Origin of the sequence: Vreelandella hamiltonii, from assembly GCF_014651795.1 — a bacterium.
Classification (GTDB): Bacteria; Pseudomonadota; Gammaproteobacteria; order Pseudomonadales; family Halomonadaceae; genus Vreelandella; species Vreelandella hamiltonii.
Genome location: NZ_BMXO01000006.1, coordinates 129,455 through 152,123, shown reverse-complemented (window position 1 = coordinate 152,123; position 22,669 = coordinate 129,455). Strand labels below are relative to the sequence as shown.

The 22,669-nt window shown below is 59.9% G+C and carries 37 protein-coding genes and 1 riboswitch; of the genes, 28 read left to right on the top strand and 9 right to left on the bottom strand.

Features of this window, described 5'->3' with window-relative positions:
- Positions 1-18: 18 nt before the first annotated feature.
- The 26 genes from rpsS to trhP all read left to right on the top strand — a co-directional run bounded on the left by rpsS (position 19) and on the right by trhP (position 14,971).
- Complete coding sequence (rpsS, locus tag IE061_RS08535) at positions 19-294, top strand: 30S ribosomal protein S19 (protein ID WP_009098993.1); 276 nt, start codon at positions 19-21, stop codon at positions 292-294.
- An 18-nt stretch (positions 295-312) separates the two neighbouring features.
- Positions 313-645: a 50S ribosomal protein L22 gene (rplV, locus tag IE061_RS08530; protein ID WP_010626471.1), complete on the top strand. Its 333-nt coding sequence runs from the start codon at positions 313-315 to the stop codon at positions 643-645.
- Between the two features lie 11 nt (positions 646-656).
- Positions 657-1,364, top strand: a complete 708-nt coding sequence (rpsC, locus tag IE061_RS08525) for a 30S ribosomal protein S3 (RefSeq protein WP_016915778.1) — start codon at positions 657-659, stop codon at positions 1,362-1,364.
- Between the two features lie 15 nt (positions 1,365-1,379).
- Complete coding sequence (gene rplP / locus IE061_RS08520) at positions 1,380-1,793, top strand: 50S ribosomal protein L16 (RefSeq protein ID WP_007112000.1); 414 nt, start codon at positions 1,380-1,382, stop codon at positions 1,791-1,793.
- Positions 1,793-1,984: a 50S ribosomal protein L29 gene (gene rpmC / locus IE061_RS08515; protein ID WP_016915779.1), complete on the top strand. Its 192-nt coding sequence runs from the start codon at positions 1,793-1,795 to the stop codon at positions 1,982-1,984. The genes rplP and rpmC overlap by 1 nt, the downstream gene beginning before the upstream one ends.
- A 1-nt stretch (position 1,985) precedes the next feature.
- On the top strand, positions 1,986-2,246 hold the full coding sequence (gene rpsQ, locus IE061_RS08510; protein ID WP_009723897.1) for a 30S ribosomal protein S17: 261 nt from the start codon (positions 1,986-1,988) through the stop codon (positions 2,244-2,246).
- A 51-nt stretch (positions 2,247-2,297) separates the two neighbouring features.
- Positions 2,298-2,669: a 50S ribosomal protein L14 gene (gene rplN, locus IE061_RS08505; RefSeq protein ID WP_009723896.1), complete on the top strand. Its 372-nt coding sequence runs from the start codon at positions 2,298-2,300 to the stop codon at positions 2,667-2,669.
- Positions 2,670-2,683: 14 nt separating this feature from the next.
- Positions 2,684-2,998: a 50S ribosomal protein L24 gene (gene rplX / locus IE061_RS08500; protein WP_009723895.1), complete on the top strand. Its 315-nt coding sequence runs from the start codon at positions 2,684-2,686 to the stop codon at positions 2,996-2,998.
- 18 nt (positions 2,999-3,016) lie between these two features.
- Positions 3,017-3,556: a 50S ribosomal protein L5 gene (rplE, locus tag IE061_RS08495; RefSeq protein WP_016915781.1), complete on the top strand. Its 540-nt coding sequence runs from the start codon at positions 3,017-3,019 to the stop codon at positions 3,554-3,556.
- Positions 3,557-3,566: 10 nt separating this feature from the next.
- The gene (gene rpsN, locus IE061_RS08490) at positions 3,567-3,872 is read left to right on the top strand and encodes a 30S ribosomal protein S14 (RefSeq protein ID WP_026001935.1); all 306 of its coding nucleotides are present in this window, start codon (positions 3,567-3,569) and stop codon (positions 3,870-3,872) included.
- A 32-nt stretch (positions 3,873-3,904) separates the two neighbouring features.
- Positions 3,905-4,297 carry a 30S ribosomal protein S8 gene (rpsH, locus tag IE061_RS08485; RefSeq protein WP_009723892.1) on the top strand — a complete coding sequence of 131 codons (393 nt, stop codon included), beginning with the start codon at positions 3,905-3,907 and terminating at the stop codon, positions 4,295-4,297.
- Between the two features lie 9 nt (positions 4,298-4,306).
- Positions 4,307-4,837, top strand: a complete 531-nt coding sequence (gene rplF / locus IE061_RS08480) for a 50S ribosomal protein L6 (protein ID WP_016915784.1) — start codon at positions 4,307-4,309, stop codon at positions 4,835-4,837.
- Between the two features lie 9 nt (positions 4,838-4,846).
- A complete protein-coding gene (gene rplR / locus IE061_RS08475) occupies positions 4,847-5,197 on the top strand; it encodes a 50S ribosomal protein L18 (protein ID WP_008959159.1) in 351 nt (116 codons plus the stop codon).
- A gap of 11 nt (positions 5,198-5,208) precedes the next feature.
- The gene (gene rpsE, locus IE061_RS08470) at positions 5,209-5,709 is read left to right on the top strand and encodes a 30S ribosomal protein S5 (protein WP_016915785.1); all 501 of its coding nucleotides are present in this window, start codon (positions 5,209-5,211) and stop codon (positions 5,707-5,709) included.
- A 6-nt stretch (positions 5,710-5,715) separates the two neighbouring features.
- Positions 5,716-5,898, top strand: coding sequence for a 50S ribosomal protein L30 (gene rpmD / locus IE061_RS08465; protein WP_009723888.1), 183 nt, complete (start codon positions 5,716-5,718; stop codon positions 5,896-5,898).
- Positions 5,899-5,901: 3 nt separating this feature from the next.
- Positions 5,902-6,336 (top strand): 50S ribosomal protein L15, encoded by a 435-nt coding sequence (gene rplO / locus IE061_RS08460; protein WP_016915786.1) that lies wholly within the window; start codon positions 5,902-5,904, stop codon positions 6,334-6,336.
- Entirely contained in the window at positions 6,337-7,668 is a 1,332-nt protein-coding gene (gene secY / locus IE061_RS08455; protein ID WP_016915787.1) for a preprotein translocase subunit SecY, read from the top strand.
- Positions 7,669-7,718: 50 nt separating this feature from the next.
- Positions 7,719-7,832, top strand: a complete 114-nt coding sequence (rpmJ, locus tag IE061_RS08450; RefSeq protein WP_081139244.1) for a 50S ribosomal protein L36 — start codon at positions 7,719-7,721, stop codon at positions 7,830-7,832.
- Between the two features lie 121 nt (positions 7,833-7,953).
- Positions 7,954-8,310 (top strand): 30S ribosomal protein S13, encoded by a 357-nt coding sequence (gene rpsM, locus IE061_RS08445; protein WP_039180640.1) that lies wholly within the window; start codon positions 7,954-7,956, stop codon positions 8,308-8,310.
- A gap of 52 nt (positions 8,311-8,362) precedes the next feature.
- Complete coding sequence (gene rpsK / locus IE061_RS08440) at positions 8,363-8,749, top strand: 30S ribosomal protein S11 (protein WP_009099028.1); 387 nt, start codon at positions 8,363-8,365, stop codon at positions 8,747-8,749.
- 12 nt (positions 8,750-8,761) lie between these two features.
- Positions 8,762-9,382 carry a 30S ribosomal protein S4 gene (gene rpsD / locus IE061_RS08435; protein WP_016915789.1) on the top strand — a complete coding sequence of 207 codons (621 nt, stop codon included), beginning with the start codon at positions 8,762-8,764 and terminating at the stop codon, positions 9,380-9,382.
- 125 nt (positions 9,383-9,507) lie between these two features.
- Positions 9,508-10,503 (top strand): DNA-directed RNA polymerase subunit alpha, encoded by a 996-nt coding sequence (locus IE061_RS08430; RefSeq protein ID WP_016915790.1) that lies wholly within the window; start codon positions 9,508-9,510, stop codon positions 10,501-10,503.
- A 39-nt stretch (positions 10,504-10,542) separates the two neighbouring features.
- A complete protein-coding gene (gene rplQ / locus IE061_RS08425) occupies positions 10,543-10,929 on the top strand; it encodes a 50S ribosomal protein L17 (protein ID WP_016915791.1) in 387 nt (128 codons plus the stop codon).
- A gap of 329 nt (positions 10,930-11,258) precedes the next feature.
- Positions 11,259-12,560, top strand: a complete 1,302-nt coding sequence (locus IE061_RS08420) for a D-alanyl-D-alanine carboxypeptidase family protein (RefSeq protein WP_144984196.1) — start codon at positions 11,259-11,261, stop codon at positions 12,558-12,560.
- Positions 12,561-12,638: 78 nt separating this feature from the next.
- Positions 12,639-13,514: a DMT family transporter gene (locus tag IE061_RS08415; protein WP_039180630.1), complete on the top strand. Its 876-nt coding sequence runs from the start codon at positions 12,639-12,641 to the stop codon at positions 13,512-13,514.
- Between the two features lie 101 nt (positions 13,515-13,615).
- A complete protein-coding gene (gene trhP / locus IE061_RS08410; RefSeq protein WP_039180623.1) occupies positions 13,616-14,971 on the top strand; it encodes a prephenate-dependent tRNA uridine(34) hydroxylase TrhP in 1,356 nt (451 codons plus the stop codon).
- On the opposite strand, the gene IE061_RS08405 is transcribed toward trhP, so the two are convergent.
- The 7 genes from IE061_RS08405 to IE061_RS08375 all read right to left on the bottom strand — a co-directional run bounded on the left by IE061_RS08405 (position 14,964) and on the right by IE061_RS08375 (position 19,594).
- Positions 14,964-15,701 carry a DODA-type extradiol aromatic ring-opening family dioxygenase gene (locus IE061_RS08405; protein WP_144984202.1) on the bottom strand — a complete coding sequence of 246 codons (738 nt, stop codon included), beginning with the start codon at positions 15,699-15,701 and terminating at the stop codon, positions 14,964-14,966. The genes trhP and IE061_RS08405 overlap by 8 nt on opposite strands.
- A 53-nt stretch (positions 15,702-15,754) precedes the next feature.
- On the bottom strand, positions 15,755-16,165 hold the full coding sequence (locus tag IE061_RS08400; protein WP_016915796.1) for a DoxX family protein: 411 nt from the start codon (positions 16,163-16,165) through the stop codon (positions 15,755-15,757).
- Between the two features lie 92 nt (positions 16,166-16,257).
- The gene (locus IE061_RS08395; protein ID WP_016915797.1) at positions 16,258-17,178 is read right to left on the bottom strand and encodes a LysR family transcriptional regulator; all 921 of its coding nucleotides are present in this window, start codon (positions 17,176-17,178) and stop codon (positions 16,258-16,260) included.
- The gene (thiE, locus tag IE061_RS08390; RefSeq protein WP_039180618.1) at positions 17,175-17,789 is read right to left on the bottom strand and encodes a thiamine phosphate synthase; all 615 of its coding nucleotides are present in this window, start codon (positions 17,787-17,789) and stop codon (positions 17,175-17,177) included. Before thiE ends, IE061_RS08395 begins: the two co-directional genes overlap by 4 nt.
- Entirely contained in the window at positions 17,779-18,588 is an 810-nt protein-coding gene (thiM, locus tag IE061_RS08385) for a hydroxyethylthiazole kinase (protein WP_193461404.1), read from the bottom strand. Before thiM ends, thiE begins: the two co-directional genes overlap by 11 nt.
- A 26-nt stretch (positions 18,589-18,614) precedes the next feature.
- Positions 18,615-18,706, bottom strand: a riboswitch (TPP riboswitch).
- A gap of 48 nt (positions 18,707-18,754) precedes the next feature.
- Positions 18,755-19,099, bottom strand: a complete 345-nt coding sequence (locus IE061_RS08380) for a hypothetical protein (RefSeq protein ID WP_039180612.1) — start codon at positions 19,097-19,099, stop codon at positions 18,755-18,757.
- Between the two features lie 120 nt (positions 19,100-19,219).
- Positions 19,220-19,594: a DUF2237 family protein gene (locus IE061_RS08375; protein WP_039180609.1), complete on the bottom strand. Its 375-nt coding sequence runs from the start codon at positions 19,592-19,594 to the stop codon at positions 19,220-19,222.
- Between the two features lie 206 nt (positions 19,595-19,800).
- On the opposite strand from IE061_RS08375, the gene gloA reads away from it, so the two are divergent.
- Together gloA and IE061_RS08365 are read left to right on the top strand one after the other, a co-directional pair.
- Positions 19,801-20,334, top strand: a complete 534-nt coding sequence (gene gloA / locus IE061_RS08370) for a lactoylglutathione lyase (RefSeq protein WP_096921639.1) — start codon at positions 19,801-19,803, stop codon at positions 20,332-20,334.
- 1 nt (position 20,335) lies between these two features.
- Positions 20,336-20,701 carry a DUF6164 family protein gene (locus IE061_RS08365; RefSeq protein ID WP_193461403.1) on the top strand — a complete coding sequence of 122 codons (366 nt, stop codon included), beginning with the start codon at positions 20,336-20,338 and terminating at the stop codon, positions 20,699-20,701.
- On the opposite strand, the gene IE061_RS08360 is transcribed toward IE061_RS08365, so the two are convergent.
- Both IE061_RS08360 and ampC read right to left on the bottom strand, forming a co-directional pair.
- Complete coding sequence (locus tag IE061_RS08360) at positions 20,682-21,374, bottom strand: cupin domain-containing protein (RefSeq protein ID WP_039180601.1); 693 nt, start codon at positions 21,372-21,374, stop codon at positions 20,682-20,684. The genes IE061_RS08365 and IE061_RS08360 overlap by 20 nt on opposite strands.
- Positions 21,375-21,510: 136 nt before the next feature.
- Positions 21,511-22,662 carry a class C beta-lactamase gene (gene ampC / locus IE061_RS08355; RefSeq protein ID WP_373294958.1) on the bottom strand — a complete coding sequence of 384 codons (1,152 nt, stop codon included), beginning with the start codon at positions 22,660-22,662 and terminating at the stop codon, positions 21,511-21,513.
- Positions 22,663-22,669 lie beyond the last annotated feature (7 nt).

Here is a 22,669-nt window from a genome sequence, read left to right as displayed (position 1 = left end):
CATTAAGAGGTAACGGCTGTGCCACGTTCACTAAAGAAAGGTCCCTTCATTGACCTTCATCTTTTGAAGAAGGTAGAGGCTGCAGTGGAGAAGAACGACCGTAAACCGATCAAGACCTGGTCGCGTCGTTCGATGATCCTGCCAAACATGGTAGGCCTCACAATCGCTGTCCATAACGGTCGCCAACACGTCCCGGTGCACGTCTCCGAGGAAATGGTTGGTCACAAGCTGGGCGAATTCGCTGCCACTCGCACTTATCGCGGGCATGCGGCGGACAAGAAAGCCAAACGGTAAGCCAGAGAGGATTGAGAGATGGAAGTCACAGCTAAGCTGCGTGGCGCTCGTTTATCCGCCCAGAAGGCCCGTTTGGTGGCTGACCAGGTGCGCGGTAAACCGGTCGCCGAAGCACTCGACCTGCTGACCTTCTCACCGAAGAAGGCTGCCAAGCTAGTCAAGAAAGTGCTGCAGTCCGCCATTGCAAACGCGGAAGAAAATAACGGCATGGATATCGACGAGCTGCGTGTCTCGACCATCTGCGTCGATGAGGGCATGACGCTCAAGCGTATCAAGCCGCGTGCCAAAGGCCGCGCGGATCGTATCTTGAAGCGCACCTGCCACATCACCGTCAAGGTAGCCGAGAAGTAGGAGTCGACCAGATGGGTCAGAAAGTCAATCCAACAGGCATTCGACTGGGCATCGTCAAAGACCATGCTTCTGTCTGGTATGCCGAGCGCGGCGCCTATGCCGATAAGCTCAACAACGATCTCGAAGTGCGCAGCTTCCTGGACGAGCGTCTGAAAAGCGCCTCCGTAAGCCGCATTCACATCGAGCGTCCGGCGAACAATGCCCGCATCACCATTCACACTGCCCGTCCGGGTATCGTGATTGGCAAGAAAGGTGAAGATGTCGACCGTCTGCGTCGTGATCTGACCGAGATGATGGGCGTTCCGGTGCATGTGAACATCGAAGAAGTTCGCAAGCCCGAGCTGGATGCCAAGCTGGTTGCTGCCAACGTGGCAGGTCAGCTTGAGCGTCGCGTCATGTTCCGTCGTGCCATGAAGCGCGCGGTACAGAACGCAATGCGTCTTGGCGCTGGCGGCATCAAGATTCAGCTGTCAGGTCGTCTGGGTGGCGCCGAAATCGCACGTACCGAATGGTACCGCGAAGGTCGCGTTCCGCTGCACACTCTGCGTGCGGACATCGACTACGCCACTTACGAAGCTCACACCACCTACGGCGTCATCGGCGTCAAAGTGTGGATCTTCAAGGGTGAAATCCTCGGCGGTATCGAGGAAGTACGTGCCAAGGCCAAGCAACAGCAACAGCCTGCCGGCAACGCGCCCAAGAAGAAAGGTTCCAGGTAAGGGGAGAGCGAGTCGATGTTACAGCCCAAGCGTATGAAATTCCGCAAGATGATGAAAGGCCGCAACCGTGGCCTGGCGCATCGCGGAAGCAAGATCAGCTTCGGGGAGTACGGCCTCAAGGCAACCGGTCGCGGCCGCATCACTGCGCGCCAGATCGAAGCTGGCCGTCGTGCGATCACACGTCACGTCAAGCGTGGCGGTAAAATCTGGATCCGCGTTTTCCCTGACAAGCCGATTTCCAAGAAGCCGCTCGAAGTTCGTATGGGTAAGGGTAAAGGTTCAGTTGAGTACTGGGTAGCCCAGATCCAGCCGGGTCGGGTCCTGTATGAAATTGAAGGTGTATCCGAAGAGCTGGCCCGTGAAGCATTTGAACTGGCCGCCCAGAAGATGCCCCTGTCCACCACCTTTGCGAAACGGACGGTGATGTGATGAAAGCCCAGGAAATTCGTGAAAAGTCCGTAGGAGAGCTCCAAGAGCAGCTCCTCGAGCTCCTCCGCGAGCAGTTTAACCTGCGCATGCAGAAGGCCACTGGCCAACTGAGCCAGACTCATCTGCTCAAGCAGGTCCGTCGGGATATCGCCCGCGTTAAGACTGTGCTCAACGAGAAGGCAGGTGATTGAGATGGCCGAAGAGAAAAAAACACGTACGCTGACCGGCAAGGTGGTCAGCGACAAGATGGACAAGTCCATCGTCGTCATGATCGAGCGTCGTGAGCGTCACCCGATCTACGGAAAATACGTCAAGCGCTCCACCAAGCTGCACGCCCATGATGAGGCGAACCAGGCAAAGGCAGGCGATACGGTTTCCATTCAGGAGTGCCGTCCGCTTTCCAAGAAGAAAGCCTGGACGCTGGTCGAGGTGGTCGAGCAGGCCAAGGGTTAATCCCCTGCGTCTGTTCAACCAGTGCAGTCAGATTAGGTTTGGAGAAAACCGATGATTCAGACTCAGACAATGCTGGATGTCGCCGACAACAGCGGAGCGCGCCGGGTGCAATGCATCAAGGTGCTGGGCGGTTCACACCGTCGCTACGCCCGCGTTGGTGACGTCATTAAAGTAACGGTCAAAGAAGCTATTCCTCGTGGCAAGGTCAAAAAAGGCCAGGTCCTCAAGGCAGTAGTCGTTCGTACCCGTAGTGGCGTCCGTCGTAGTGACGGTTCGCTGATCCGTTTCGATGGAAATGCGGCAGTTTTGTTGAATAACACCAACGAACAGCCGATCGGCACGCGTATCTTCGGGCCGGTAACTCGTGAACTTCGTAATGAGAAGTTCATGAAGATCATTTCCCTAGCGCCTGAAGTGCTGTAAGGAGCGAGGCGGATATGCAAAAGATCAAACGTGACGATGAAGTCATCGTCATCGCCGGGAAGGATAAGGGCAAGCGTGGCACGGTGAAGCGGGTACTTGAAAACCGTTTCGTGGTGTCCGGTGTGAATATGATCAAGCGTCACACCAAGCCTAATCCCATGGCGGGAAATCAGGGCGGTATCGTCGAGCGTGAGGCTCCGATTCACGCGTCCAACGTAGCCATCTTCAATTCGGAGACCGGTAAGGCGGATCGCGTCGGCTTCCAGGTGAAGGAAGACGGTACCAAGGTACGTATCTACAAGTCGACGCAGACGCAGATCGACGCCTAACGCGAGTCGGGTAGCATAATGGCGAACTTGAAAGAACGTTATCAAAACGAGGTGGTAGCTCAACTCAAAGAGCAGTTCAGCTACGCCAACGTAATGCAGGTACCCCGGATCACGAAAGTGACTCTGAACATGGGTATCGGCGAAGCGGTCAGTGACAAAAAGCTGATCGACAATGCCATCGGCGACCTGGAGAAGCTTTCCGGTCAGAAGCCGCTGGTGACCAAGGCACGCAAGTCCATCGCGGGCTTCAAGGTGCGCGAAGGTTGGCCGATCGGTATCAAAGTGACACTGCGCTCCGAGCGTATGTGGGACTTCCTGGACCGTCTGGTGAACATTGCCATCCCACGCGTGCGTGACTTCCGTGGTCTCAACCCGAAGTCCTTCGACGGTCGCGGCAACTACTCCATGGGTGTGCGTGAGCAGATCATCTTCCCGGAGATCGAATATGATAAAGTCGATCGTGTACGGGGACTGGACGTCACTATCACTACTACCGCCAACACCGACGAGGAAGGTCGTGCGCTGCTTGCAGCACTGAACTTCCCGTTCAAGAAATAAGGGTTGGATCATGGCTAAGAAAAGTATGATAGAGCGTGAGCTCAAGCGTACTCAGCTAGTCGAGAAGTTTGCGGCTAAGCGCGCAGAGCTCAAGAAAATCATCTCGGACGTGAACGCTTCTGAAGAAGATCGTTTCGAGGCGACGCTGAAGCTGCAGCAACTGCCGCGCGACTCCAGCCCGGTGCGTCAGCGTAACCGCTGCCGCGTGACTGGCCGTCCGCACGGCTTTTACAACAAGTTCGGCCTCGGCCGTAACAAGCTGCGTGAAGCCGCCATGCGTGGCGACGTCCCTGGCCTCAAAAAGTCCAGCTGGTAACGCCACGTAGAATCATCAGGAGCGCACATTAAATGAGCATGCAAGACACTCTGGCGGATATGTTTACCCGTATCCGCAATGCGCAGATGGCCACCAAGGAGACGGCTACCATGCCGTCCTCCAAACTGAAAGTCGAAGTGGCCCGAGTGCTAAAGGAAGAAGGCTACATTACCGACTTTACGGTGGCTGAAGGCGTCAAACCCGAGCTGACCGTTACTCTCAAGTACTTTGAGGGTAAGCCGGTTATCGAGCACATTCAGCGGGTTTCCAAGCCGTCTCTGCGTCAGTACAAGGGCAAGGACAACCTGCCCAAGGTAGCCGATGGCCTGGGTATCGCGATTGTCACCACCTCTAATGGTGTCATGACCGATCGTGCCGCGCGCCAGGCTGGCGTCGGTGGCGAAGTCATCTGCACCGTATTCTAGGAGGCTGGAATGTCCCGCATAGCGAAATATCCGGTTAAAGTGCCTGCTGGCGTTGATGTCAAAATCGATGCTGGCCAGCTGACCGCCAAAGGCGGCCAGGGCACGCTGTCTATGCCCATTCACCAGGACGTGGTGATTGGTCAAGAAGACGGCCAGCTGACCTTCGCCCCGAGTGAGTCTGCCAAGAGCTGGGCAATGGCCGGTACTACCCGCGCCCTGGTTCAGAACCTGGTTACGGGCGTATCCGAGGGTTTCACAAAAACTCTCGAAATTGTTGGCGTCGGTTATCGTGCCCAAGCTAAGGGCCAGACGCTCAATCTTTCACTGGGCTTCTCGCACCCGGTCGACTACGAACTGCCTAAAGGTGTTACAGCGGAAACGCCGAAGAACACCGTGATCGTGCTGAAAAGCGCGGACAAGCAGATGCTCGGTCAGTGCGCCGCGGAAATCCGCGCCTTCCGTCCGCCTGAGCCGTACAAAGGCAAAGGTGTACGTTACGCCGACGAGCAGGTGCGTCGCAAAGAAGCCAAGAAGAAGTAAGGCAGGGTTATGAACGCGAAGAAAGAATCTCGTCTCCGTCGTGCCCGCCGCGCTCGCGCCAAGATCCGCGAGCTGGGCGTGTATCGCCTGTGCGTCAACCGTACCCCGCGTCACATCTACGCGCAGATTATCTCGCCGGATGGTGGCAAGGTGCTGGCCAGCGCTTCTACGCTGGACAAAGCACTGCGCGAGGGTGCGACCGGTAACTCAGACGCGGCCTCCAAGGTCGGTGCTCTGATTGCCGAACGCGCTAAAGAAGCAGGCATCACCCAGGTGGCCTTCGACCGTGCTGGCTTTAAGTATCACGGTCGCGTCAAGGCTCTGGCCGACGCCGCACGTGAAGGCGGCCTGGAATTCTAAAGGGTTTTACGATGGCGAAGAACGAACAGCAAAACGGTGATCTGCAGGAGAAGTTAGTGCAGGTCAACCGCGTCGCCAAGGTGGTCAAGGGTGGTCGTATTTTCGGCTTCACCGCACTGACCGTCGTAGGTGATGGTAAAGGTCGTGTCGGTTTCGGTCGTGGCAAGGCGCGTGAAGTGCCGGTCGCAATCCAGAAAGCGATGGACCAGGCTCGTCGCAACATGGTCAAGGTCAACCTTGCAGGTCACACACTGCAGTACCCGGTAAAAGCCCGTCACGGTGCTTCCAAGGTGTACATGCAGCCGGCCTCCGAAGGTACTGGTATCATCGCTGGTGGCGCCATGCGTTCCGTACTGGAACTGGCAGGCGTTCACGATGTACTGGCCAAGTGCTACGGTTCCACCAACCCGGTTAACGTGGTGCGGGCGACTGTCAAAGGTCTCTCTGCCATGCAAGCACCGGAAGACATCGCCGCCAAGCGCGGTCTGTCTGTCGAAGCGATCACGGGGTAAGGCACCATGGCAGCAACGATCAAGGTTACCCAGATCCGCAGCACCATCGGCGTTTTGCCCAAGCACAAGGCTACTATGAAAGGCCTGGGCCTGCGTCGCATCGGTCATACGGTTGAGCTGGAAGACACCCCTGCCGTACGCGGCATGATCCACAAGGTTAACTACCTTGTGCGCGTTGAGGGAGAGTAATCCATGAAACTCAATACCCTGAGCCCGGCACCGGGCTCCAAACACGCTGAAAAGCGCGTTGGTCGTGGTATCGGTTCCGGTCTGGGCAAGACCGGTGGCCGTGGCCACAAAGGTCAGAAATCACGCAGTGGCGGTAGCGTCAAGCCTGGTTTCGAAGGCGGTCAGATGCCTCTGCAGCGTCGTTTGCCGAAGTTTGGCTTCACGTCTGCCAAGTCGCTGGTATCTGAAGAAGTACGCCTGGCGGAACTTGCCAAGGTTGCCGGTGACGAAGTCACCATGGAAACCCTGAAGCAAGCCAACGTGCTGAAGGATGCGACGCTGCATGCGAAGATCATCCTTTCTGGCGAACTGAACAAAGCGGTTACCGTTCGTGGAATCAAGGTCACCAAAGGTGCCCGTGAAGCGATCGTAGCCGCTGGCGGCAAGGTAGAGGACTAAATGGCCAAGTCAGGAAACATGCCGGCGATGGGCAGCGGTCTGAGTGAACTGTGGGCGCGTTTGCGCTTCGTGCTCCTCGCCATCGTGGTGTACCGTATCGGTGCCCACATTCCCGTTCCCGGTATCAATCCTGACCAGCTTGCTGCCTTGTTCAGGGAGCAACAGGGCACCATCCTGGGCATGTTCAACATGTTCTCGGGTGGCGCCCTGGAGCGCATGAGCGTCCTCGCCCTGGGCATCATGCCCTATATTTCGGCGTCGATTATCATGCAGCTGATGACTGCAGTCTCCCCTCATCTTGAACAGCTCAAGAAAGAGGGCGAGGCTGGCCGCCGCAAGATTAGCCAGTACACCCGCTACGGCACGGTGCTACTGGCTTTTGTCCAGGCTACCGGCATGTCCGTGGGTCTGGCTAGCCAAGGCATCGCTTACAGCGCTGACTTCAGCTTCTATTTCACCGCCATCATCACGTTTGTGTCGGGTGCGGTGTTTATGATGTGGCTAGGTGAGCAGATCACCGAGAAGGGCATCGGCAACGGTATTTCGCTGCTGATCTTCGCGGGGATCGTCGCTGGGCTGCCCAGTGCCGTGGGGCAAGCCTTCGAGCTTGCTCGTAACGAAGGGGCCTGGAATGTTCTTCCGCTGTTAGCGCTGTCCGTGCTAGGTATTGCCACCGTGGCATTCGTGGTGTTCATCGAGCGTGGCCAACGCCGCCTCAAGGTGAACTACCCACGTCGCCAAGTGGGCAACAAGATGTATGCAGGTCAAAGCAGCTACTTGCCGTTGAAGGTGAACATGGCGGGCGTCATTCCCGCGATCTTTGCCTCCAGTATCCTACTCTTCCCGGCCTCTATCGGTCAGTGGGTAGGCGCTGGCGAAGGCATGGAGTGGTTGCAGCGTGCCTCGCAGGCGTTAGGCCCTGGCCAACCGCTTTACATCTTGCTTTTCGCTGCGGCAGTGGTATTCTTCTGCTTCTTTTACACAGCGCTGGTCTTCAACCCCAAGGATGTGGCTGACAATCTCAAAAAGTCAGGCGCTTTCCTGCCGGGCATTCGCCCCGGCGAGCAGACCGCTCGCTATATCGACAAAGTGATGACTCGTCTCACTCTGTTCGGTGCCTTGTATATCACTGCGGTTTCCCTGATGCCCCAGTTCCTGATCGTAGCATGGAACGTTCCGTTCTTCTTTGGCGGTACGTCGCTGCTGATCGTGGTAGTGGTCATCATGGACTTCATGGCCCAGGTGCAGTCGCATCTCATGTCGCATCAATATGACTCAGTGATGAAGAAGTCCAACCTGAAAGGCTACGGTAGCGGCGGCATCATGCGCTGAGGCGCCCCTAACGAATTGGCGCGCCGCGAGCCGTTTTTGGAGAAAGAACGATGAAAGTTCGAGCTTCCGTAAAGAAGATGTGCCGTAACTGCAAGATCATTCGTCGCAATGGCGCTGTACGCGTCATCTGTGTCGAGCCGCGGCACAAACAGCGTCAGGGCTAAACCTGGGCTGTTTTAAGCGGGTGCAGGCATACCCCTTGCCTTCGGGCTCCTAAAGGGGTATGCTGTTGCGCCTTTTGTAGATGAATAAACGAGCAAGCCGCTCAAATTTCGGAGTAAGCTGATGGCCCGTATTGCAGGCGTCAATATCCCGGACAACAAGCATGCGGCGATCTCGCTGACCTATATCTTCGGGATTGGCCGTACTCGCGCTCAACACATCTGTGTTGCTGCCGGTATTGCGCCGACTACCAAGATCGTAGACCTGTCTGGCGACGAGCTGGACACCCTGCGTTCTGAAGTTGGTAAGTACACCGTAGAAGGCGACCTTCGTCGTGATGTCACGCTTAACATCAAGCGTCTCATGGACTTAGGCTGCTACCGTGGTCTGCGTCATCGTCGTAGTCTTCCGCTGCGTGGTCAGCGGACCAAGACTAACGCGCGTACCCGTAAGGGCCCGCGTAAGCCGATCCGCAAATAACACGCAGGCTCTTTAATCGAGAGCTGACGTTAAGACAGGAATAGACATCAACATGGCTAACCCGCGTAGTAACCGTAAAAAGGTTAAAAAGCAGGTAGTGGACGCCGTCGCGCACATCCATGCCTCTTTTAACAACACGATCGTGACGATCACAGACCGCCAGGGCAATGCTCTTTCTTGGGCAACAGCCGGTGGTTCGGGTTTTCGTGGTTCTCGCAAGAGCACCCCGTTCGCTGCGCAAGTTGCAAGCGAACGTGCAGCAACTGCTGCAGCCGAGTATGGTGTGAAAAACGTAGACGTGCTGGTCAAGGGCCCCGGTCCCGGCCGTGAATCCGCCGTGCGCGCACTGAACGCCGCCGGCTTCCGCGTGCAAAGCATCGTAGACGCGACGCCCATCCCCCATAATGGCTGCCGTCCGCCGAAGAAACGCCGCGTTTAAGGAGACAGATTCATGGCTCGTTATATTGGACCGAAGTGCAAACTGTCTCGTCGTGAAGGCACCGATCTCTTCCTGAAGAGTGGCGTGACCCCCTTCGAGAAAAAGTGTAAATCCGAGCAGATCCCGGGTGTACACGGCCAGCGTCGTCAGCGTCTTTCCGACTACGGCTTGCAGCTTCGCGAGAAGCAGAAAGTACGCCGTATGTATGGCGTACTCGAAAAGCAGTTCCGCAACTACTACAAAGAAGCCGCTCGCCTGAAAGGTGCGACCGGTGAAGTACTGTTGCAACTGCTTGAATCCCGACTGGATAACGTCGTCTACCGCATGGGCTTCGGCTCGACTCGCTCTGAAGCGCGTCAGCTGGTCAGCCACAAGGCGATTTCCGTCAACGGCCGCACCGTTAACGTTGCTTCCTACCAAGTGAAGCCGGGTGACGTGGTAGCTGTTCGTGAAAAGGCGAAGAACCAGGCTCGTATCCAAAGCGCGTTGAGCATTGCTGCCAACCGTGGCGATATCACCTGGATCGAAATCGACGCCAAGAAGATGGAAGGCACTTTCAAGGCTCTGCCTGAACGCGGTGACCTGACTGCCGACATCAACGAAAACCTGATCGTCGAGCTGTACTCCAAGTAAGCAGTCTGTTTGTTGCTTCTGCTTCTTGAGGCCTGGGCGGGATAGCAAAGCTAACCGCCCAGATGCTCTTGAGTATTGTGCTTTAGAGTACTCAGTATCCGTTTGGCAGCCTGAAAGGTGTTCATATGCAGCGTTCAGTGACAGAGTTTCTTCGCCCCCGCGACATCAAGGTCGAAGAGATCAGCGCACATCATGCCAAAATCGTTCTCGAACCGTTCGAGCGCGGCTTTGGTCACACCCTGGGGAATGCACTTCGTCGCATTCTGCTTTCATCCATGCCCGGCGCTGCCGTGGTAGAGGCTGAAATCGCCGGTGTAGAGCACGAGTACAGTGCGCTCGAAGGGGTGCAGGAAGATGTCATCGAAATCCTCCTGAACTTGAAAGATGTTGCGATCAAGATGCACAGCCGCGATGAGGCGGTGCTCTCGCTGAACAAGCAGGGCCCAGCCGTCGTCACCGCTGGCGACATTGCGCTTGATCATAGCGTCGAAATCGTCAACCCGGACCACGTCATTGCACACGTCAATGAAGGTGCCGAGCTGAAAATTCAGCTTAAGGTAGCGCTGGGTCGTGGTTACGAACCGGCTGACGCTCGTGGCTCTGATGAAGAGACCCGTGCTATTGGCCGCCTGCAGCTGGATGCCACCTTCAGCCCTGTTCGCCGTGTTTCCTACTCGGTCGAAGCCGCTCGTGTCGAGCAGCGTACCGACCTCGATAAGCTGATTATCGACCTGGAAACCGACGGTACACTGGATCCGGAAGAGGCTATCCGTCGCAGTGCGACCATTCTGCAAGAGCAGCTGGCCGCCTTCGTCGACCTGGAAGCTGACAAAGAGCAGGAAGTCGAAGAGGAAGAGGATCACGTTGATCCGATCCTATTGCGCCCCGTAGACGATCTCGAGTTGACCGTTCGCAGCGCCAACTGCCTGAAAGCCGAGAATATCTACTACATCGGTGATCTGATCCAGCGCACGGAAGTGGAGCTGTTGAAGACCCCGAACCTCGGTAAGAAGTCCTTGAATGAAATCAAGGATGTATTGGCAGCGCGCGGCTTGTCCCTCGGTATGCGGCTGGAAAATTGGCCACCCGCTAGCCTGAAGGACGACAAGGCCTCCGCGTAAGCGTCGACTTGAGTCCCAGTTTGGTAAGGAATCACAACCATGCGTCATCGTAAGAGTGGTCGTCATCTGAATCGTACCAGCTCGCACCGTCAGGCCATGTTCAAGAACATGTCTGTCTCGCTGGTCGAACATGAAGTCATCAAGACAACCCTGCCCAAGGCCAAGGAACTGCGTCGCGTTATCGAGCCGCTGATCACCCTGGCAAAGCAGGATAGCGTTGCAAACCGCCGTCTGGCGTTTGCTCGTACGCGCTCCAAAGAAGCCGTCGGCAAACTGTTCAACGAGCTGGGTCCGCGTTACGCCGAGCGTCCGGGTGGTTACATCCGTATTCTCAAGTGCGGTTTCCGCACCGGCGACAACGCCCCCATGGCCTACGTTGAACTGGTAGACCGCCCGGTAGCCCAGGAAGAAGCCGCTGCAGAGTAAGCGTAGCGCCCCTTCCAAGGCACAATGAAAACCGCCCCTCACCGGGCGGTTTTTTTATGCCTATCGTTTCATGTCTATGGAAAAGAGACGGATTGCCTGGCGGGCCTGGATTAATCTATATATAAGCCATCGTGCACATCCATTTGTCGGCAGGCCATGCTAGTCTTGTTCGGCTGGGCATGGCCATGTCAGGCGGTGCCAGGCCATCAGTGAGTGTGTGCCAAGTTATCAGGCGCGAGTGACGTTTAGCGGTGATGTACATTCATCAAGGGGCAGGTATGGCAGCAGAGGCAAGGTATTCACGGACAGCGGCAACGGTATGGCTGTTGATGCTCGGTCTACTGGTGATCGGCAGTATCACCAAAGCTCAGGCCAACCCCCGCTATGCGGGCATCGTCGTCGATCTGGAACATGGTGAAGTCCTCTATTCTGAGAACGCCGACGAAGCGCGCTACCCCGCCTCACTGACCAAGATGATGACCATGTACCTCACCTTCGAAGCGCTGGAGAGAGGGGACTTGCGGCTCGATCAGGCGCTGCCGGTGTCGGCTCAGGCGGCGGCCATGCCCGCCAGCAAGCTCTGGTTGTCAGCGGGCAGTACCATCAGCGTGGACACCGCCATGCGTGCCCTGGCGGTGCGCTCTGCCAACGACGTGGCCGTGGTGGTGGCCGAGGCCTTGGGCGGCAGTGAGCAGCGCTTTGCCCATATCATGACGGAGAAGGCCCGAGAGCTGGGCATGAGCAGGACGACTTTCCGCAATGCTTCGGGGTTGCCGGATGACCAGCAGGTCACGACGGCGCGGGATATGCTGACCCTGTCGGTGCGTGTGATCCAGGACTTTCCTCAGTACTACCACTACTTTGGGCTGCAGGAGTTCACCCATCGTGGCACTCGCCACACTAGCCATAACCGCCTGGTGCGTGACTATCCCGGCGCCGACGGCCTGAAGACCGGTTTCATCCGTGCCTCCGGGTTCAATGTCGCGACCACTGCCGTACATAACGGTCGGCGTATGGTGGCGGTGGTGATGGGCGGTTTCACCGCCGCCTCCAGGGATACGCACATGGCCAGCCTGCTGGATCGCAGTTTCGAGCGCGCAGCGCTACGTGACCACCAGACCTGGATTGCCAACACCAGCTTCTCTCAGGAGTACATGGGCTTCGGGGGCTCACAGCAGCCGATCTCGCCTCCGCCCCCTCCCGAGCCCCCGTCCCGCCCGATGATGGCGCATATCGACACCAGCGCCCCGGTCACGGCGGCGGCCGTGGAAGCCCAGTGGTCACAAACCATGGCGCCTACGCCTTCCCCGCAGGGTGACCCGCTGCTGGCCTTGATCGAGCAGGAGCGTGGCTTTGCCTCGGCGGGAGCGGCACCTGCCTCCGGAGGCGGTAACTGGGGCATCCAGGTGGGCGCATTCAGCCAGGCGTACCAGGCGGAACAGTTGGCCCAGCAGGCTGCCCAGCGCTTACCCAGCGATGTAGGAGGGCAAGTCGCCATCGATACCCTGGAGGGGCGTTCGACGGTGTTCCGAGCACGTGTCGTGGCCCTGGATGAAGCACGTGCCCGTCAGGCCTGTCAGTCATTGCAGGCCCAGGGCATGGACTGCATGGTGGTGAACGCCAGCCTTTGACGCGACCCGGCACGCCAACGCCCCGCCAGTGCAGCATTGGCGGGGCGTTTTGTTTTATGCGACCACAGGAGTAACGCCATGACATCTTCCCTGAAAGGCATTCTCTGCATGTGTGCAGGCGTACTGTTTCTGGCCTTGGGAGACGCGGTATCGAAATGGTTGGGTGAGGTGCACTCGCCGCTGCAAATCATTTTTTTCAGAGCGTTGGTGTCGCTACCGCTGATCGCCCTGCTGGCTCATTTTGGTGGTGGGCTGCGCAAGCTGCGTACGCGCCGCCCGGGCGTGCACCTGCTGCGCGGGCTCATTTATACCGCCACCATGGTGTGCTTCGTCTGGGGGTTGACCCTGCTGCCGCTGGCGGAAGCCACGGCGATTGCCTTTGTGGCCCCGCTGTTCGTGACGCTGCTGTCGGTGCCGTTACTGGGTGAGCGTATCGACCCGCCAGTGCTGGCCGCTTCGCTGCTTGGCTTTGTCGGGGTGCTGATCGTGGTGCGGCCAGGTGGTGATGCCTTTCAACTGGGGGCCATGGTGGTGCTGGGAGCGGCGGTGTTCTACGCGCTGATGATGGTCACCGCGCGGCGCTATGGCGCCAACGAGCACCTGTGGGCCATGGTGTTCTACATGACGGCCGTGCCGCTGGTGCTGACGGGCCTCAGCCTGCCCTGGGTATGGCAAACGCCCCATCCCTGGCACTGGCTGGGCTTTGCCGCCTCCGGGGTGCTGGGGGTGGGGGCCACGGCGTTCATCACCCTGGCCTTTCGCCATGCGCCCGCCGCCATTGCGGCGCCCTTCGATTACACCGCCATGCTGTGGGCCGTGCTGCTGGGGTGGTGGTTCTGGGGGGAGCTGCCGGACGTTTGGGTCTGGGTAGGCAGCGCGCTGATCATGTGCAGCGGTCTGGCCATTGCCTATCACGACCGTCGCACCACCCTGAAACGTCGCCCCACGGCCTGATATGCACCGGGAATTGACCCAGGTCAGCAAACCGGCCGACGGGCCGCAACCGGCGAGGTGCGCTGGCTATAATGCCGCCCGTTCAAACAACGGTGACGGTTATGCAAGCTCCCGAACTTCTCTCGCCTGCGGGCACGTTTCACAACATGCGCTACGCGTTTGCCTACGGGGCCGATGCGGTCTACGCCGGGCAGCCGCGCTACTCGCTACGGGTGCGCAATAACGACTTCAAGGTGGCGACGCTGCACCGGGGCATCGAGTATGCCCATGCCAGAGGCAAGCAGTTCTACGTGGCCTCCAACATCGCTGCGCACAACAGCAAGCTCACGACCTATCTGCGGGATATGGAGCCGGTGATCGAGGCTGGGCCGGACGCTCTGATCATGTCCGACCCCGGGCTGATCATGATGATCCGTGAGCGCTGGCCGGAACAAGTCATCCACCTGTCGGTGCAGGCCAACGTGGTGAACTGGGCCGCGGTCAAGTTCTGGCAGCGGCAGGGGATCCAGCGCATCATTCTTTCTCGGGAGCTGTCGCTGGAAGAGGTGGCCGAGATCCGCACCGAATGCCCGGATATCGAGATCGAGACGTTCGTTCACGGTGCGCTGTGCATCGCATATTCAGGGCGCTGCCTGCTCTCGGGGTACGTCAATCGCCGTGACCCGAACCAGGGCACCTGCACCAACGCCTGCCGCTGGCAATACAAGACGCTGGACGCCACTCAGGATGCCACCGGCGACCTGATACCCGTGGCGGCGGACACCGAGCGGGCCGCGTTGATCGAAGATGTCTCCCGGCCGGGCAAGCGGATGCCCCTCTACGAAGACGAGCACGGCACTTACCTGTTCAACTCCAAGGACCTGCGCGCCGTGCAGCACGTGGCACGCTTGGCGCGCCTGGGTGTGGCGTCACTGAAGATCGAAGGACGTACCAAGTCCCACTACTACGTGGCGCGTACTGCGCAGGTGTATCGTCAGGCCATTGACGATGCCGTGGCAGGCCGCCCCTTCGACATGGGCTTGATGGATCAGTTGGAAAACCTGGCCAACCGGGGCTATACCGAGGGCTTTTACCGCCGCCATGTGCACGATGAGTTTCAGAACTACGAGCGCGGCCACTCCGTTGGCGTACACCAGCAGTTCGTGGGCGACATCATCGGTGTCGATGCCACGGGCAGCCTGCTGGACGTCGAGGTCAAGAACCGCTTCGAGGTGGGCGATGCCATGGAGCTGATGCTGCCCTCTGGCAATCGTCGTTTCGTGCTGAAGCAGATGGAAAACGGGCGCGGTGAGTATCAGACTGCCGCACCCGGCTCAGGGCATCGTGTCCGCATAGCGCTACCTGGCGCGCCCATCGCCCCGGAGCAGTGGGAGTTTGCCCTGTTGATGCGGGATCTTCCTACCGCTCCCTCCCACACCCCCGCCCAGGCCAGCCATCTGGGCGTGGCCGTCAGTTGAACGCGTAGACATCCATCGCCAGCACGCCGTGCTCGACGCTATGGTGCAGCCGCTGGCCCTGGCCCCCGGCTCCCATGGCGACCAGTAACGGTTGGAAGTGCTCCGGCGTGGGATGGTTGCGCTGGGCATGGGGAGCCGTTTGCCATGTCAGCAGCGCCTCCCGCGCGTCTTTTTCCAGTTGAGTGTGTGCCCAATCGGCAAAGGCATCCACCCAGCCTGGTGCCTGGCTGCCCTGGGGCAGTAGCGCATGCAGGTTATGGGTCAGGCTGCCGGAGCCCACGACCAGAATACCTTCGCTGCGCAGGTGGGCAAGCCGCTGGCCCAACTCCATCAGCGCCGCGTTGCTCCACCGGCTGGGAAGCGACAGCGACACGACCGGTAGCCTGGCCTCGGGGTACATCAGGGAAAGTGGCACCCAAGCGCCGTGGTCCATGCCGCGCTCCACGAGTCTGGCACCGAGCGTGTTGCCCAGCGTTGCGGCCAGGGCTGGGTCCCCCGGTGCCGGGTACTGCACGGCGAACAACGCCGCCGGAAAACCGCCAAAATCGTGGAGGGTCTCGGGGTGAGCGCTCTGACTGATGAGCAGCTCCGGCGTTTCCCAGTGGGCTGAGACCACGACGATGGCCTTGGGGCGAAGCGTCTGGCCCAGCTCACGCAGGAACTGGTGAGCGGGCGTGGGGGTCAGCGCCAGCATGGGCGAGCCGTGAGAGATAAACAGGCTAGGTAACATAAGGCACCTCGATGTGTGGCCTGCCAGCGTAGGGACGCCAGCAGGCCAGTGGCTCACGCGAAGCGGCGTGCAACGACCAGGCTGCCGCTGCCAAGGCCGGCTTGCACGACCAGTGCAATGGCCCAGAATACCGGGAATTCCCAGCCGCCGCCCGGGTTGGAAAAGAGCCAGCCGTTACCGATATGTACCCAGGCGGCTCCCAGCAAAACCGGTACCAGGGCCAGGCTGACCCAGCGCGTATAGATACCCAGCAGCAGGGCCAGGCCTCCGCCGACTTCCGCCGCAATGGTCAGGTAGGCCAGAAAGCCTGGCAGGCCCAGCGACTCAAAATAGCCGACCGTTCCAGGCAGGGTGAACACGAATACTTTCAACAGCCCGTGGGCCAGGGTCATGATACCCAGGCTGATGCGCAGCAGGGCAGTGGCATGCAGGTGTGATGCTTGAGTCGTCAGTGTCGTCGTCATGGTGTTCTCTCGTGGTCGTCGGCATCCCCTCTGGATGCGATGACGCCACTTTACGACGACTGCCTGTCTGGATAATCCCTGCTTTTGGCACTTCACTGTTGCGCTGGGCGCGACAATCCCAGCGCCTTCTCCCAGGCGGGTGGGTCGCCCCAGGCAACCGTCAACTGGTCGATCAGGCGTGCCACTTTGGCAGGCAAAAACTGCCGGGCAGGATAGAGCGCGTGGATGTCCAGGTACGTGGGAGGTATCTCCTGCAATAGCGGCACCAGGCGGCCCTGGGCGATGCTTTCGGTCACCAGGAAGCTGGGCTGATGGGCGATACCTAGCCCGGCTTCCGCGGCATGGGTCAGCATATCGCCGTTATTGCTCTCCAGCGGTCCGTCGACACTCAACCACTGCTGCCCCACGCGCCAGTCGCCGCTGTTCTGGCCGCTGCGATAGCGTAGGCAACGATGGTCGGCCAGCGCCTCCAGGCGGGTGGGAGTGCCGTGCTGTGCCAGGTAGTCAGGAGAGGCGCAGAACACCATCTGGCAGCGTGCCAGGCGCTTGGCCACCAGGCTGGAATCCGGCAGGCTGCCAATGCGAATGGCCAGGTCGTATCCCTCTTCGAGCAGGTCTACACGGCGGTCATTGAGGTCCAGGCGCACCTCCAGGTGGGGATGATCCCGCATGAAGCGAGCCACCTCGGGAGCCAGGTAGCGAGTGCCAAAGCTCATGGGCCCGTTGATGCGCAGTCGTCCGCTCACGCTTTGAAGGCCGCTACCCACTTCATTGGCAGCCTCCTCCAGAGCCAGCAGGATCGCCTGTGCGCGGGCCAGATAGCGCTCGCCTGCTTCCGTCAGGTGCAGCCGCCGGGTGGTGCGCTGTATCAGCCGCGCGCCCAGCGATTCCTCGAGCGCCATGACCCGGCGCGATAGCAAGGTGCGCGAGAGGTCCAGGGCCTCCGCCGCCCGCGTGTAACTGCCCAACTCGGCCACCTTGACGAAGGCTGTCAGCTGGTCGAACTGGGTCATGACCTGAAGAACGCCTGGGCCGCCTGACGTGGGTCAGGATGGCCGCAAATGGCCGAGATCACCGCGAGCCCGTGGGCACCGGCGGCTTTCACCTGGGCGGCGTGCTCGGCTTTCAAGCCACCGATGGCCACGCTGGGCAGCGGACAGGCACTGGCCAGTTGGGCCAGCCCGGTAAAACCGATGGGCTGCGCGTGGTCCTGCTTGCTCCCGGTGGCAAACACAGGCCCCAGCCCCACGTAATCCAGCAGCGCCACGGGGGCACGCTGCAACTGTTCCAGAGTATTGATGGAGAGCCCGATGATCGCCTGCTCGCCCAGTACCTGGCGGGCCTGCATCACGTCCGTATCGCTCTGGCCAACGTGCAAGCCGTCGGCACCGCTGGCGTGCGCCACGTTCAGCCGGTCATTGATGATCAGCGGCACTCCGCTACCTGCCAGCACTTCCTTGAGACGCTTGGCCTGGGCAATCATGGCCTCGTCGCTGGCCTGCTTGTCGCGTAGCTGGACCAGCGTGACGCCTCCTGCCACGGCGGCTTCCACGGTACGTTCCAGGCCCGTGGAGGCGCATAGCTGAGCATCCGTGACCAGGTAGAGCGTAAGATCAACCGACATGTAGGGTCTCCGAGTGAGGTAGTGCAGGCAGGTCATCTGCCGTGAGCGAGTACAGGGTATCCAGCAGCGCCACATAGAAACTGCCCGGCCCTTCGGCCTGCTGCCCGGCGTGGCTGCCTGCCAGATTAAAGTAGGTCAGGGCGCCGAGCGTGGCGGCCAGCGGGGCGTGACGGTTGGCCGCCACGAAACCGGCGACCAGCGCGCTGAGCCCGCAGCCCAGGGTGGTTACCCGTGGCATCAGCGGGTGGCCGCCGGTCAAACGATACAGCGACTGGCCATCGGTGACGATATCGGTGGCCCCGGTCATGGCGACGACACAGTGATACCGACGCGCCAGGGTGATGGCCGCTTGGGTGGCATCGTCGGTGCTGACCGTGGCATCCACGCCCCGGCCCTGGTGGGCAAGGCCGCTCAGCGCCATGATTTCCGAAGCATTGGCACGAATCACACTGGGCTGGTAAGCCAGCAGGGACAGGCAGGTTTGCTGGCGCAGCCGCGTGGCACCTACGGCAACCGGGTCCAGCACCCAGGGCACCGCGTGGGCCTGGGCTGATTGGGCGGCCAGCTGCATGGCTTCGGCCCAAGGAGTAGAGAGCGTACCGATGTTGATCGAGAGCGCTCCCGCGATGGCGGTAAATTCCGCCACTTCTTCCTGGGCATGCAGCATGGCGGGGGAGGCCCCGGCGGCCAGCAGCAGGTTGGCGGTACTGTTCATGGCAACGTAGTTGGTGATGCAGTGAACCAGCGGGGTCTGGTCACGCAGCGCGAGCAGCGTCTCGCGTGGGCTGGGTAGGGTCATGACTTCCTCCCGGCAGGGAGGTGGTGAATGGAAGCACCACGACTCCCTACGCCGGTGCTATCCGGTTCAGGTTCAAAGGGTGCTTCTCAGCCGCGTCGCGGCGCCCCTGTCGTAGGCGTACTATCCTCGGCCAGGCGGGATGTGTAAAGCCAATGGCGCGGAAAGATCAGCGAAACGCGATGCGTGTGCCGTAGGTCAGCATTTCATCGGGCGTCATGGCGCTGCCCGAGACGCCGATCATCTCGTCGCCACACTGGTCGGAACAGGTCAATACGCCGTGGGTCAGCCCCAGTTGCCCGAGGGTGTCGCGGATTTCGCCGGTGCCCAGAAACGTGCTGACTTGTCCCTGTGCATTGCTCAGGTCCGAGACGCCGTGGGCATGATGAAAGCGGACCTTGTAGATGCCATCCATCGAGACGACCTCCACGATGGGGGAAAAGCCGTTCTGTAGCGCGTTGGCCAACTGCTTCAACGTCAGGCGATCATCTAGCGTCATTTCAATGTCGGTCATGACACACTCCCAGGCTAACGATACGCGGAATGTACAGCTATAGAGATAGTAGTGTAGAAGAGTTGCATAGAAAATCCACTGCGACCAATGCCTGGGGAAGCGCCCCGCGCGCTGGCAGGCCTAGTGCACTGCATCCAGGGCGTGTTGTTGCAGTTTGATCAGCGGAATGATGTCCAGCGTGCGTGCATTGGTGCCTGACAGAATCACCGGCGGGGCCAGACCGACCTCTGCGGCTTCTGCCCAACGGTGGGCACACAGGCACCAGCGATCACCGGGCCGCAGGCCAGGAAAGCCGTACTCGGGGCGCGGGGTGACCAGGTCATTGCCCTGCGCGCGGGAAAACGCCAGGAACTCCTCGGTGACCATGGCACATACCGAATGAATCCCCACATCGTCGGTGCCGACCCGGCAAAAGCCATCACGATAAAACCCCGTCTTGGGCGAGTGACAGCAGGGGGTGAGCGGCTCACCCAGTACATTGAGATCACGTGACATGCGGCCTCCTCAGGCAGGGGCTAGAATTATCGCAGCGCCGCCCTCATACATGATCCAAGGGGCGGTAACGGCGGATTCGATGGGGTTCGCGTTAGCAGCAGCCTAAAGCCTTGTACATGGTATGGGCTTCGTCAAAGTATTTACGTACCAAAGTGCCTACTTGGGCACCAATTGCCAGATACATCACGCAGCAACAGGAGAAAGTCATGTCGTTTTCAGGTGAACAGCATCCCGGTGTTGCCCCTGCGGCTCCCCAGACCCAAGGGTTTCGGTTGAATCACACCATGCTGCGGGTCAAGGACCCGGAGCGCGCGCTGGCGTTCTATTCCCGCGTATTTGGCATGCAGGTGCTGCGGCGGCTGGATTTCGAAGAAATGCAGTTCTCGCTCTATTTTCTGGCCAACGTGGAAGCCGACGACCAGGTGCCGGAGGACCAGAACGCTCGCACCGCCTGGACTTTCAGCCAGAAGGGCCTGCTGGAACTGACCCACAACTGGGGCACCGAAACCGAGCAGGACTTTGCCTACCACGACGGCAATGCCGAGCCCCAGGGGTTTGGCCACATCTGCTTCAGCGTGCCGGACCTGGAGGCCGCCCAGGCCTGGTTCGACGAGCACGATGTCACCTTCGTGAAGCGTGCCGACCAGGGCAAGATGAAAGACGTCATTTTCGTCAAGGACGCGGATGGCTACTGGATCGAAGTGATTCAGGCGGATCGCATGGCGGCATTGGGCGGCTAACATGGCACATTTGCTGTTCCGGTTGCGCCACGTGACCGATGAAGAGGCCATGGAAGTGCGCCAACTGCTGGATGAACACGGCTTCGACGTGTATGAAACCCAGGCGGGGTTTTTCCGCCTGGGGGTCGATGCCATCTGGCTGCGCAACCCGGCCCAGCGAGACGACGCCGAGGCGCTGCTGGCGCAGTACCAGGTCGAACGCCAGGCCAGCGTGCGAAAGGCCCACCAGGAAGCGCTGGCCCGCAACGAAGCGCCGACCTGGGGGCGGCGTTTACGGGAGCAGCCGATTCAGATCGCGCTGGTGATGGTCGCCGTGATCCTGATCGCGCTGCTGACCCTGCTGCCGTTCATTGGGCTGGCGCGTTAGCCTGGCACACCGCATCCGTCAGGTGCCCGCGTTTCATGTACATCATGACGCCGTGCTCACCGGCCCGCAGCGATGGGGTGGCCCCAGGTGGGAAGCGGCACCAGCTGCCCTGCGGGTATTCGTTGCCCGCCTCGTAGAGCGAGCCTTCCAGTACCAGCAGTTCCAGCCCGCCCGGTAGCGCAGGGTAATCGATGGTCACCTCATGCTCCCAGCGTTCCAGGCTGACCCGCTCCTGCGCGTAGGTGTGCAGCATCTTGTAGCCGATGCCTGGCCGCCGGTCGGGCTGCCAGGGCAGGCGGTGGGCAGGAATGGCCAGCTGCAGCAGGTCGTTGTCATCGAATTGATGCAGTTTCACCAGAATCAGCGCCCCCTCTTCGCCAATATGGGGCGTATGGCCAGTGCCAATGGGATTGCGCAGGTAGCTGCCCGCAGGGTAGCGGCCATGTTCGTCGGCAAACACGCCCTCCAGCACCAGAATCTCTTCACCGCCGCCATGGGTATGGTGGCTGAACTGGCTGTGCGGCGCGTAACGTACCAGGCTGGTGGCGCGGGCGACTTCCTCGCCAATCCGGTCCAGCATCATACGTTCCACGCCTGCACTGGGCGACGCGACCCAGTGATACTGCTCCGGCGTCATACAGGCAAAGTGGCTAAAATCGGCGTTCAGGCGCATGGGCTTGGCTCTTTGCAATGAGTGAGATGAGCAGGGAGAGGGGCTAGTCTCCTTTATCAGCGCTGCAAAACGCAATCTTCCCTGATGCTTGACCTCGTCATTTGCAAACAAACCGCCGCTCGAAAGCGGCGGTTTTTCATTGCGGGGTGTCGGTCAGTGCACTGAGAATATGGTGAGTCGTCTCGATACGCGCCTGATTGGGGTAGTTGCGGTTTGCCAGCATCACCATAGCGATCTGCTCGCTGGGCACGAAGACCACATAGCCGCCGAAGCCATTGGTTGAGCCCGTCTTGTTGTAGTAGGCCGCTTGCCGAGGGGCCTGCGGTGGCGTGAGGCGATGTGCCGGGTTGGGCGCCAAAATCATCTCGAGCGAATTGCCTTCCAGCAGTGTCTCCAGGGTCACCGGGTAGTGATAATGCTCCCAGCCCAGGCCCTGGGTCATGGGGCCAACGTCGAAGTAGCCTGTGCGTGTCGTTGCCAAGGCGTCATCCAGCCGTTCCGTCGTGCCGCTGGCATTGGCCGGGTCTCGCATGTTCGCTTCCAGAAAGGTCAGCACGTCGGCGGCATTGGCTTTCAGCCCGTAGGCCTGGGCATCCAGCACGCCTGGATTCACCCGAATGGGCTCATCCTCCTTCGAGTAGCCATAGGCATAATGTGCCCGTTGCGCGTCGGGCACTTGAAAATGGGTGTGTTCGAGCCCGAGCGGTATGAACAGCGCTTCTTCCATCAGCGTCTCGAAAGGGCTGCCCAAACGTTGCGCGGTGAGATAGCCCAGCAAACCGATGCTCGGATTGGAATACAGACGTTGTGCCCCTGGAGCCGATTCGGGTTGCCATTGGCGATAGTAATCGATCATTTGCTCTTCTGATTGCACCGAGTCCGGAAACTGCAGCGGAAGCTCGCCTGCCGTGTAGGTGCCCAGTTCCAGCAGGGTGATCTCATCGAAGGCACTGCCTTCAAGGGCTGGCCAGTAGCCGCTGGCGGGGTCAGAGAGGGAAAGGGCACCGCTGGCCTGCGCGTAGCCCGCCAGGGCGGCCGTGAAAACCTTGCTGATGGAGCCTAGTTCGAAAAGCGTCTCATCCGTGACCGGTTCCTCCGTCTCCAGGTTTGCAAGCCCATAATTAAAGTAATACGGCTGCCCCTGAATGCTTAGCGCGACGGCCATGCCGGGGATACGATACTGTTCCATCAGCGGGGTGATCGTGCTGTCCAGCAACGCTTGAAGATCGGCCTCGTGAGGCTCTTCGAGCGCCCAGGCTGCCCCGCTGAAAAGTAAGGAGGAGGCCATGAGAAGA

Coding starts and splice junctions, on each gene's coding strand:
- gloA (WP_096921639.1), top strand. CDS start 19,801: ATGTCGTTTTCAGGTGAACAGCATCCCGGTGTTGCCCCTGCGGCTCCC.
- rplO (WP_016915786.1), top strand. CDS start 5,902: ATGAAACTCAATACCCTGAGCCCGGCACCGGGCTCCAAACACGCTGAA.
- rplP (WP_007112000.1), top strand. CDS start 1,380: ATGTTACAGCCCAAGCGTATGAAATTCCGCAAGATGATGAAAGGCCGC.
- rpmD (WP_009723888.1), top strand. CDS start 5,716: ATGGCAGCAACGATCAAGGTTACCCAGATCCGCAGCACCATCGGCGTT.
- rplR (WP_008959159.1), top strand. CDS start 4,847: ATGAACGCGAAGAAAGAATCTCGTCTCCGTCGTGCCCGCCGCGCTCGC.
- IE061_RS08380 (WP_039180612.1), bottom strand. CDS start 19,099: ATGACCGACATTGAAATGACGCTAGATGATCGCCTGACGTTGAAGCAG.
- rplE (WP_016915781.1), top strand. CDS start 3,017: ATGGCGAACTTGAAAGAACGTTATCAAAACGAGGTGGTAGCTCAACTC.
- IE061_RS08360 (WP_039180601.1), bottom strand. CDS start 21,374: ATGCGCCTGAACGCCGATTTTAGCCACTTTGCCTGTATGACGCCGGAG.
- thiE (WP_039180618.1), bottom strand. CDS start 17,789: ATGTCGGTTGATCTTACGCTCTACCTGGTCACGGATGCTCAGCTATGC.
- IE061_RS08415 (WP_039180630.1), top strand. CDS start 12,639: ATGACATCTTCCCTGAAAGGCATTCTCTGCATGTGTGCAGGCGTACTG.
- IE061_RS08405 (WP_144984202.1), bottom strand. CDS start 15,701: ATGTTACCTAGCCTGTTTATCTCTCACGGCTCGCCCATGCTGGCGCTG.
- rpsC (WP_016915778.1), top strand. CDS start 657: ATGGGTCAGAAAGTCAATCCAACAGGCATTCGACTGGGCATCGTCAAA.
- IE061_RS08400 (WP_016915796.1), bottom strand. CDS start 16,165: ATGACGACGACACTGACGACTCAAGCATCACACCTGCATGCCACTGCC.
- ampC (WP_373294958.1), bottom strand. CDS start 22,662: ATGGCCTCCTCCTTACTTTTCAGCGGGGCAGCCTGGGCGCTCGAAGAG.
- rplQ (WP_016915791.1), top strand. CDS start 10,543: ATGCGTCATCGTAAGAGTGGTCGTCATCTGAATCGTACCAGCTCGCAC.
- rpsH (WP_009723892.1), top strand. CDS start 3,905: ATGAGCATGCAAGACACTCTGGCGGATATGTTTACCCGTATCCGCAAT.
- IE061_RS08395 (WP_016915797.1), bottom strand. CDS start 17,178: ATGACCCAGTTCGACCAGCTGACAGCCTTCGTCAAGGTGGCCGAGTTG.
- rplV (WP_010626471.1), top strand. CDS start 313: ATGGAAGTCACAGCTAAGCTGCGTGGCGCTCGTTTATCCGCCCAGAAG.
- IE061_RS08420 (WP_144984196.1), top strand. CDS start 11,259: ATGCTCGGTCTACTGGTGATCGGCAGTATCACCAAAGCTCAGGCCAAC.
- rpsQ (WP_009723897.1), top strand. CDS start 1,986: ATGGCCGAAGAGAAAAAAACACGTACGCTGACCGGCAAGGTGGTCAGC.
- rplX (WP_009723895.1), top strand. CDS start 2,684: ATGCAAAAGATCAAACGTGACGATGAAGTCATCGTCATCGCCGGGAAG.
- rpmC (WP_016915779.1), top strand. CDS start 1,793: ATGAAAGCCCAGGAAATTCGTGAAAAGTCCGTAGGAGAGCTCCAAGAG.
- rplF (WP_016915784.1), top strand. CDS start 4,307: ATGTCCCGCATAGCGAAATATCCGGTTAAAGTGCCTGCTGGCGTTGAT.
- IE061_RS08365 (WP_193461403.1), top strand. CDS start 20,336: ATGGCACATTTGCTGTTCCGGTTGCGCCACGTGACCGATGAAGAGGCC.
- thiM (WP_193461404.1), bottom strand. CDS start 18,588: ATGACCCTACCCAGCCCACGCGAGACGCTGCTCGCGCTGCGTGACCAG.
- rpsM (WP_039180640.1), top strand. CDS start 7,954: ATGGCCCGTATTGCAGGCGTCAATATCCCGGACAACAAGCATGCGGCG.
- rpsK (WP_009099028.1), top strand. CDS start 8,363: ATGGCTAACCCGCGTAGTAACCGTAAAAAGGTTAAAAAGCAGGTAGTG.
- rplN (WP_009723896.1), top strand. CDS start 2,298: ATGATTCAGACTCAGACAATGCTGGATGTCGCCGACAACAGCGGAGCG.
- trhP (WP_039180623.1), top strand. CDS start 13,616: ATGCAAGCTCCCGAACTTCTCTCGCCTGCGGGCACGTTTCACAACATG.
- rpsD (WP_016915789.1), top strand. CDS start 8,762: ATGGCTCGTTATATTGGACCGAAGTGCAAACTGTCTCGTCGTGAAGGC.
- rpsN (WP_026001935.1), top strand. CDS start 3,567: ATGGCTAAGAAAAGTATGATAGAGCGTGAGCTCAAGCGTACTCAGCTA.
- secY (WP_016915787.1), top strand. CDS start 6,337: ATGGCCAAGTCAGGAAACATGCCGGCGATGGGCAGCGGTCTGAGTGAA.
- rpmJ (WP_081139244.1), top strand. CDS start 7,719: ATGAAAGTTCGAGCTTCCGTAAAGAAGATGTGCCGTAACTGCAAGATC.
- rpsE (WP_016915785.1), top strand. CDS start 5,209: ATGGCGAAGAACGAACAGCAAAACGGTGATCTGCAGGAGAAGTTAGTG.
- IE061_RS08430 (WP_016915790.1), top strand. CDS start 9,508: ATGCAGCGTTCAGTGACAGAGTTTCTTCGCCCCCGCGACATCAAGGTC.
- IE061_RS08375 (WP_039180609.1), bottom strand. CDS start 19,594: ATGTCACGTGATCTCAATGTACTGGGTGAGCCGCTCACCCCCTGCTGT.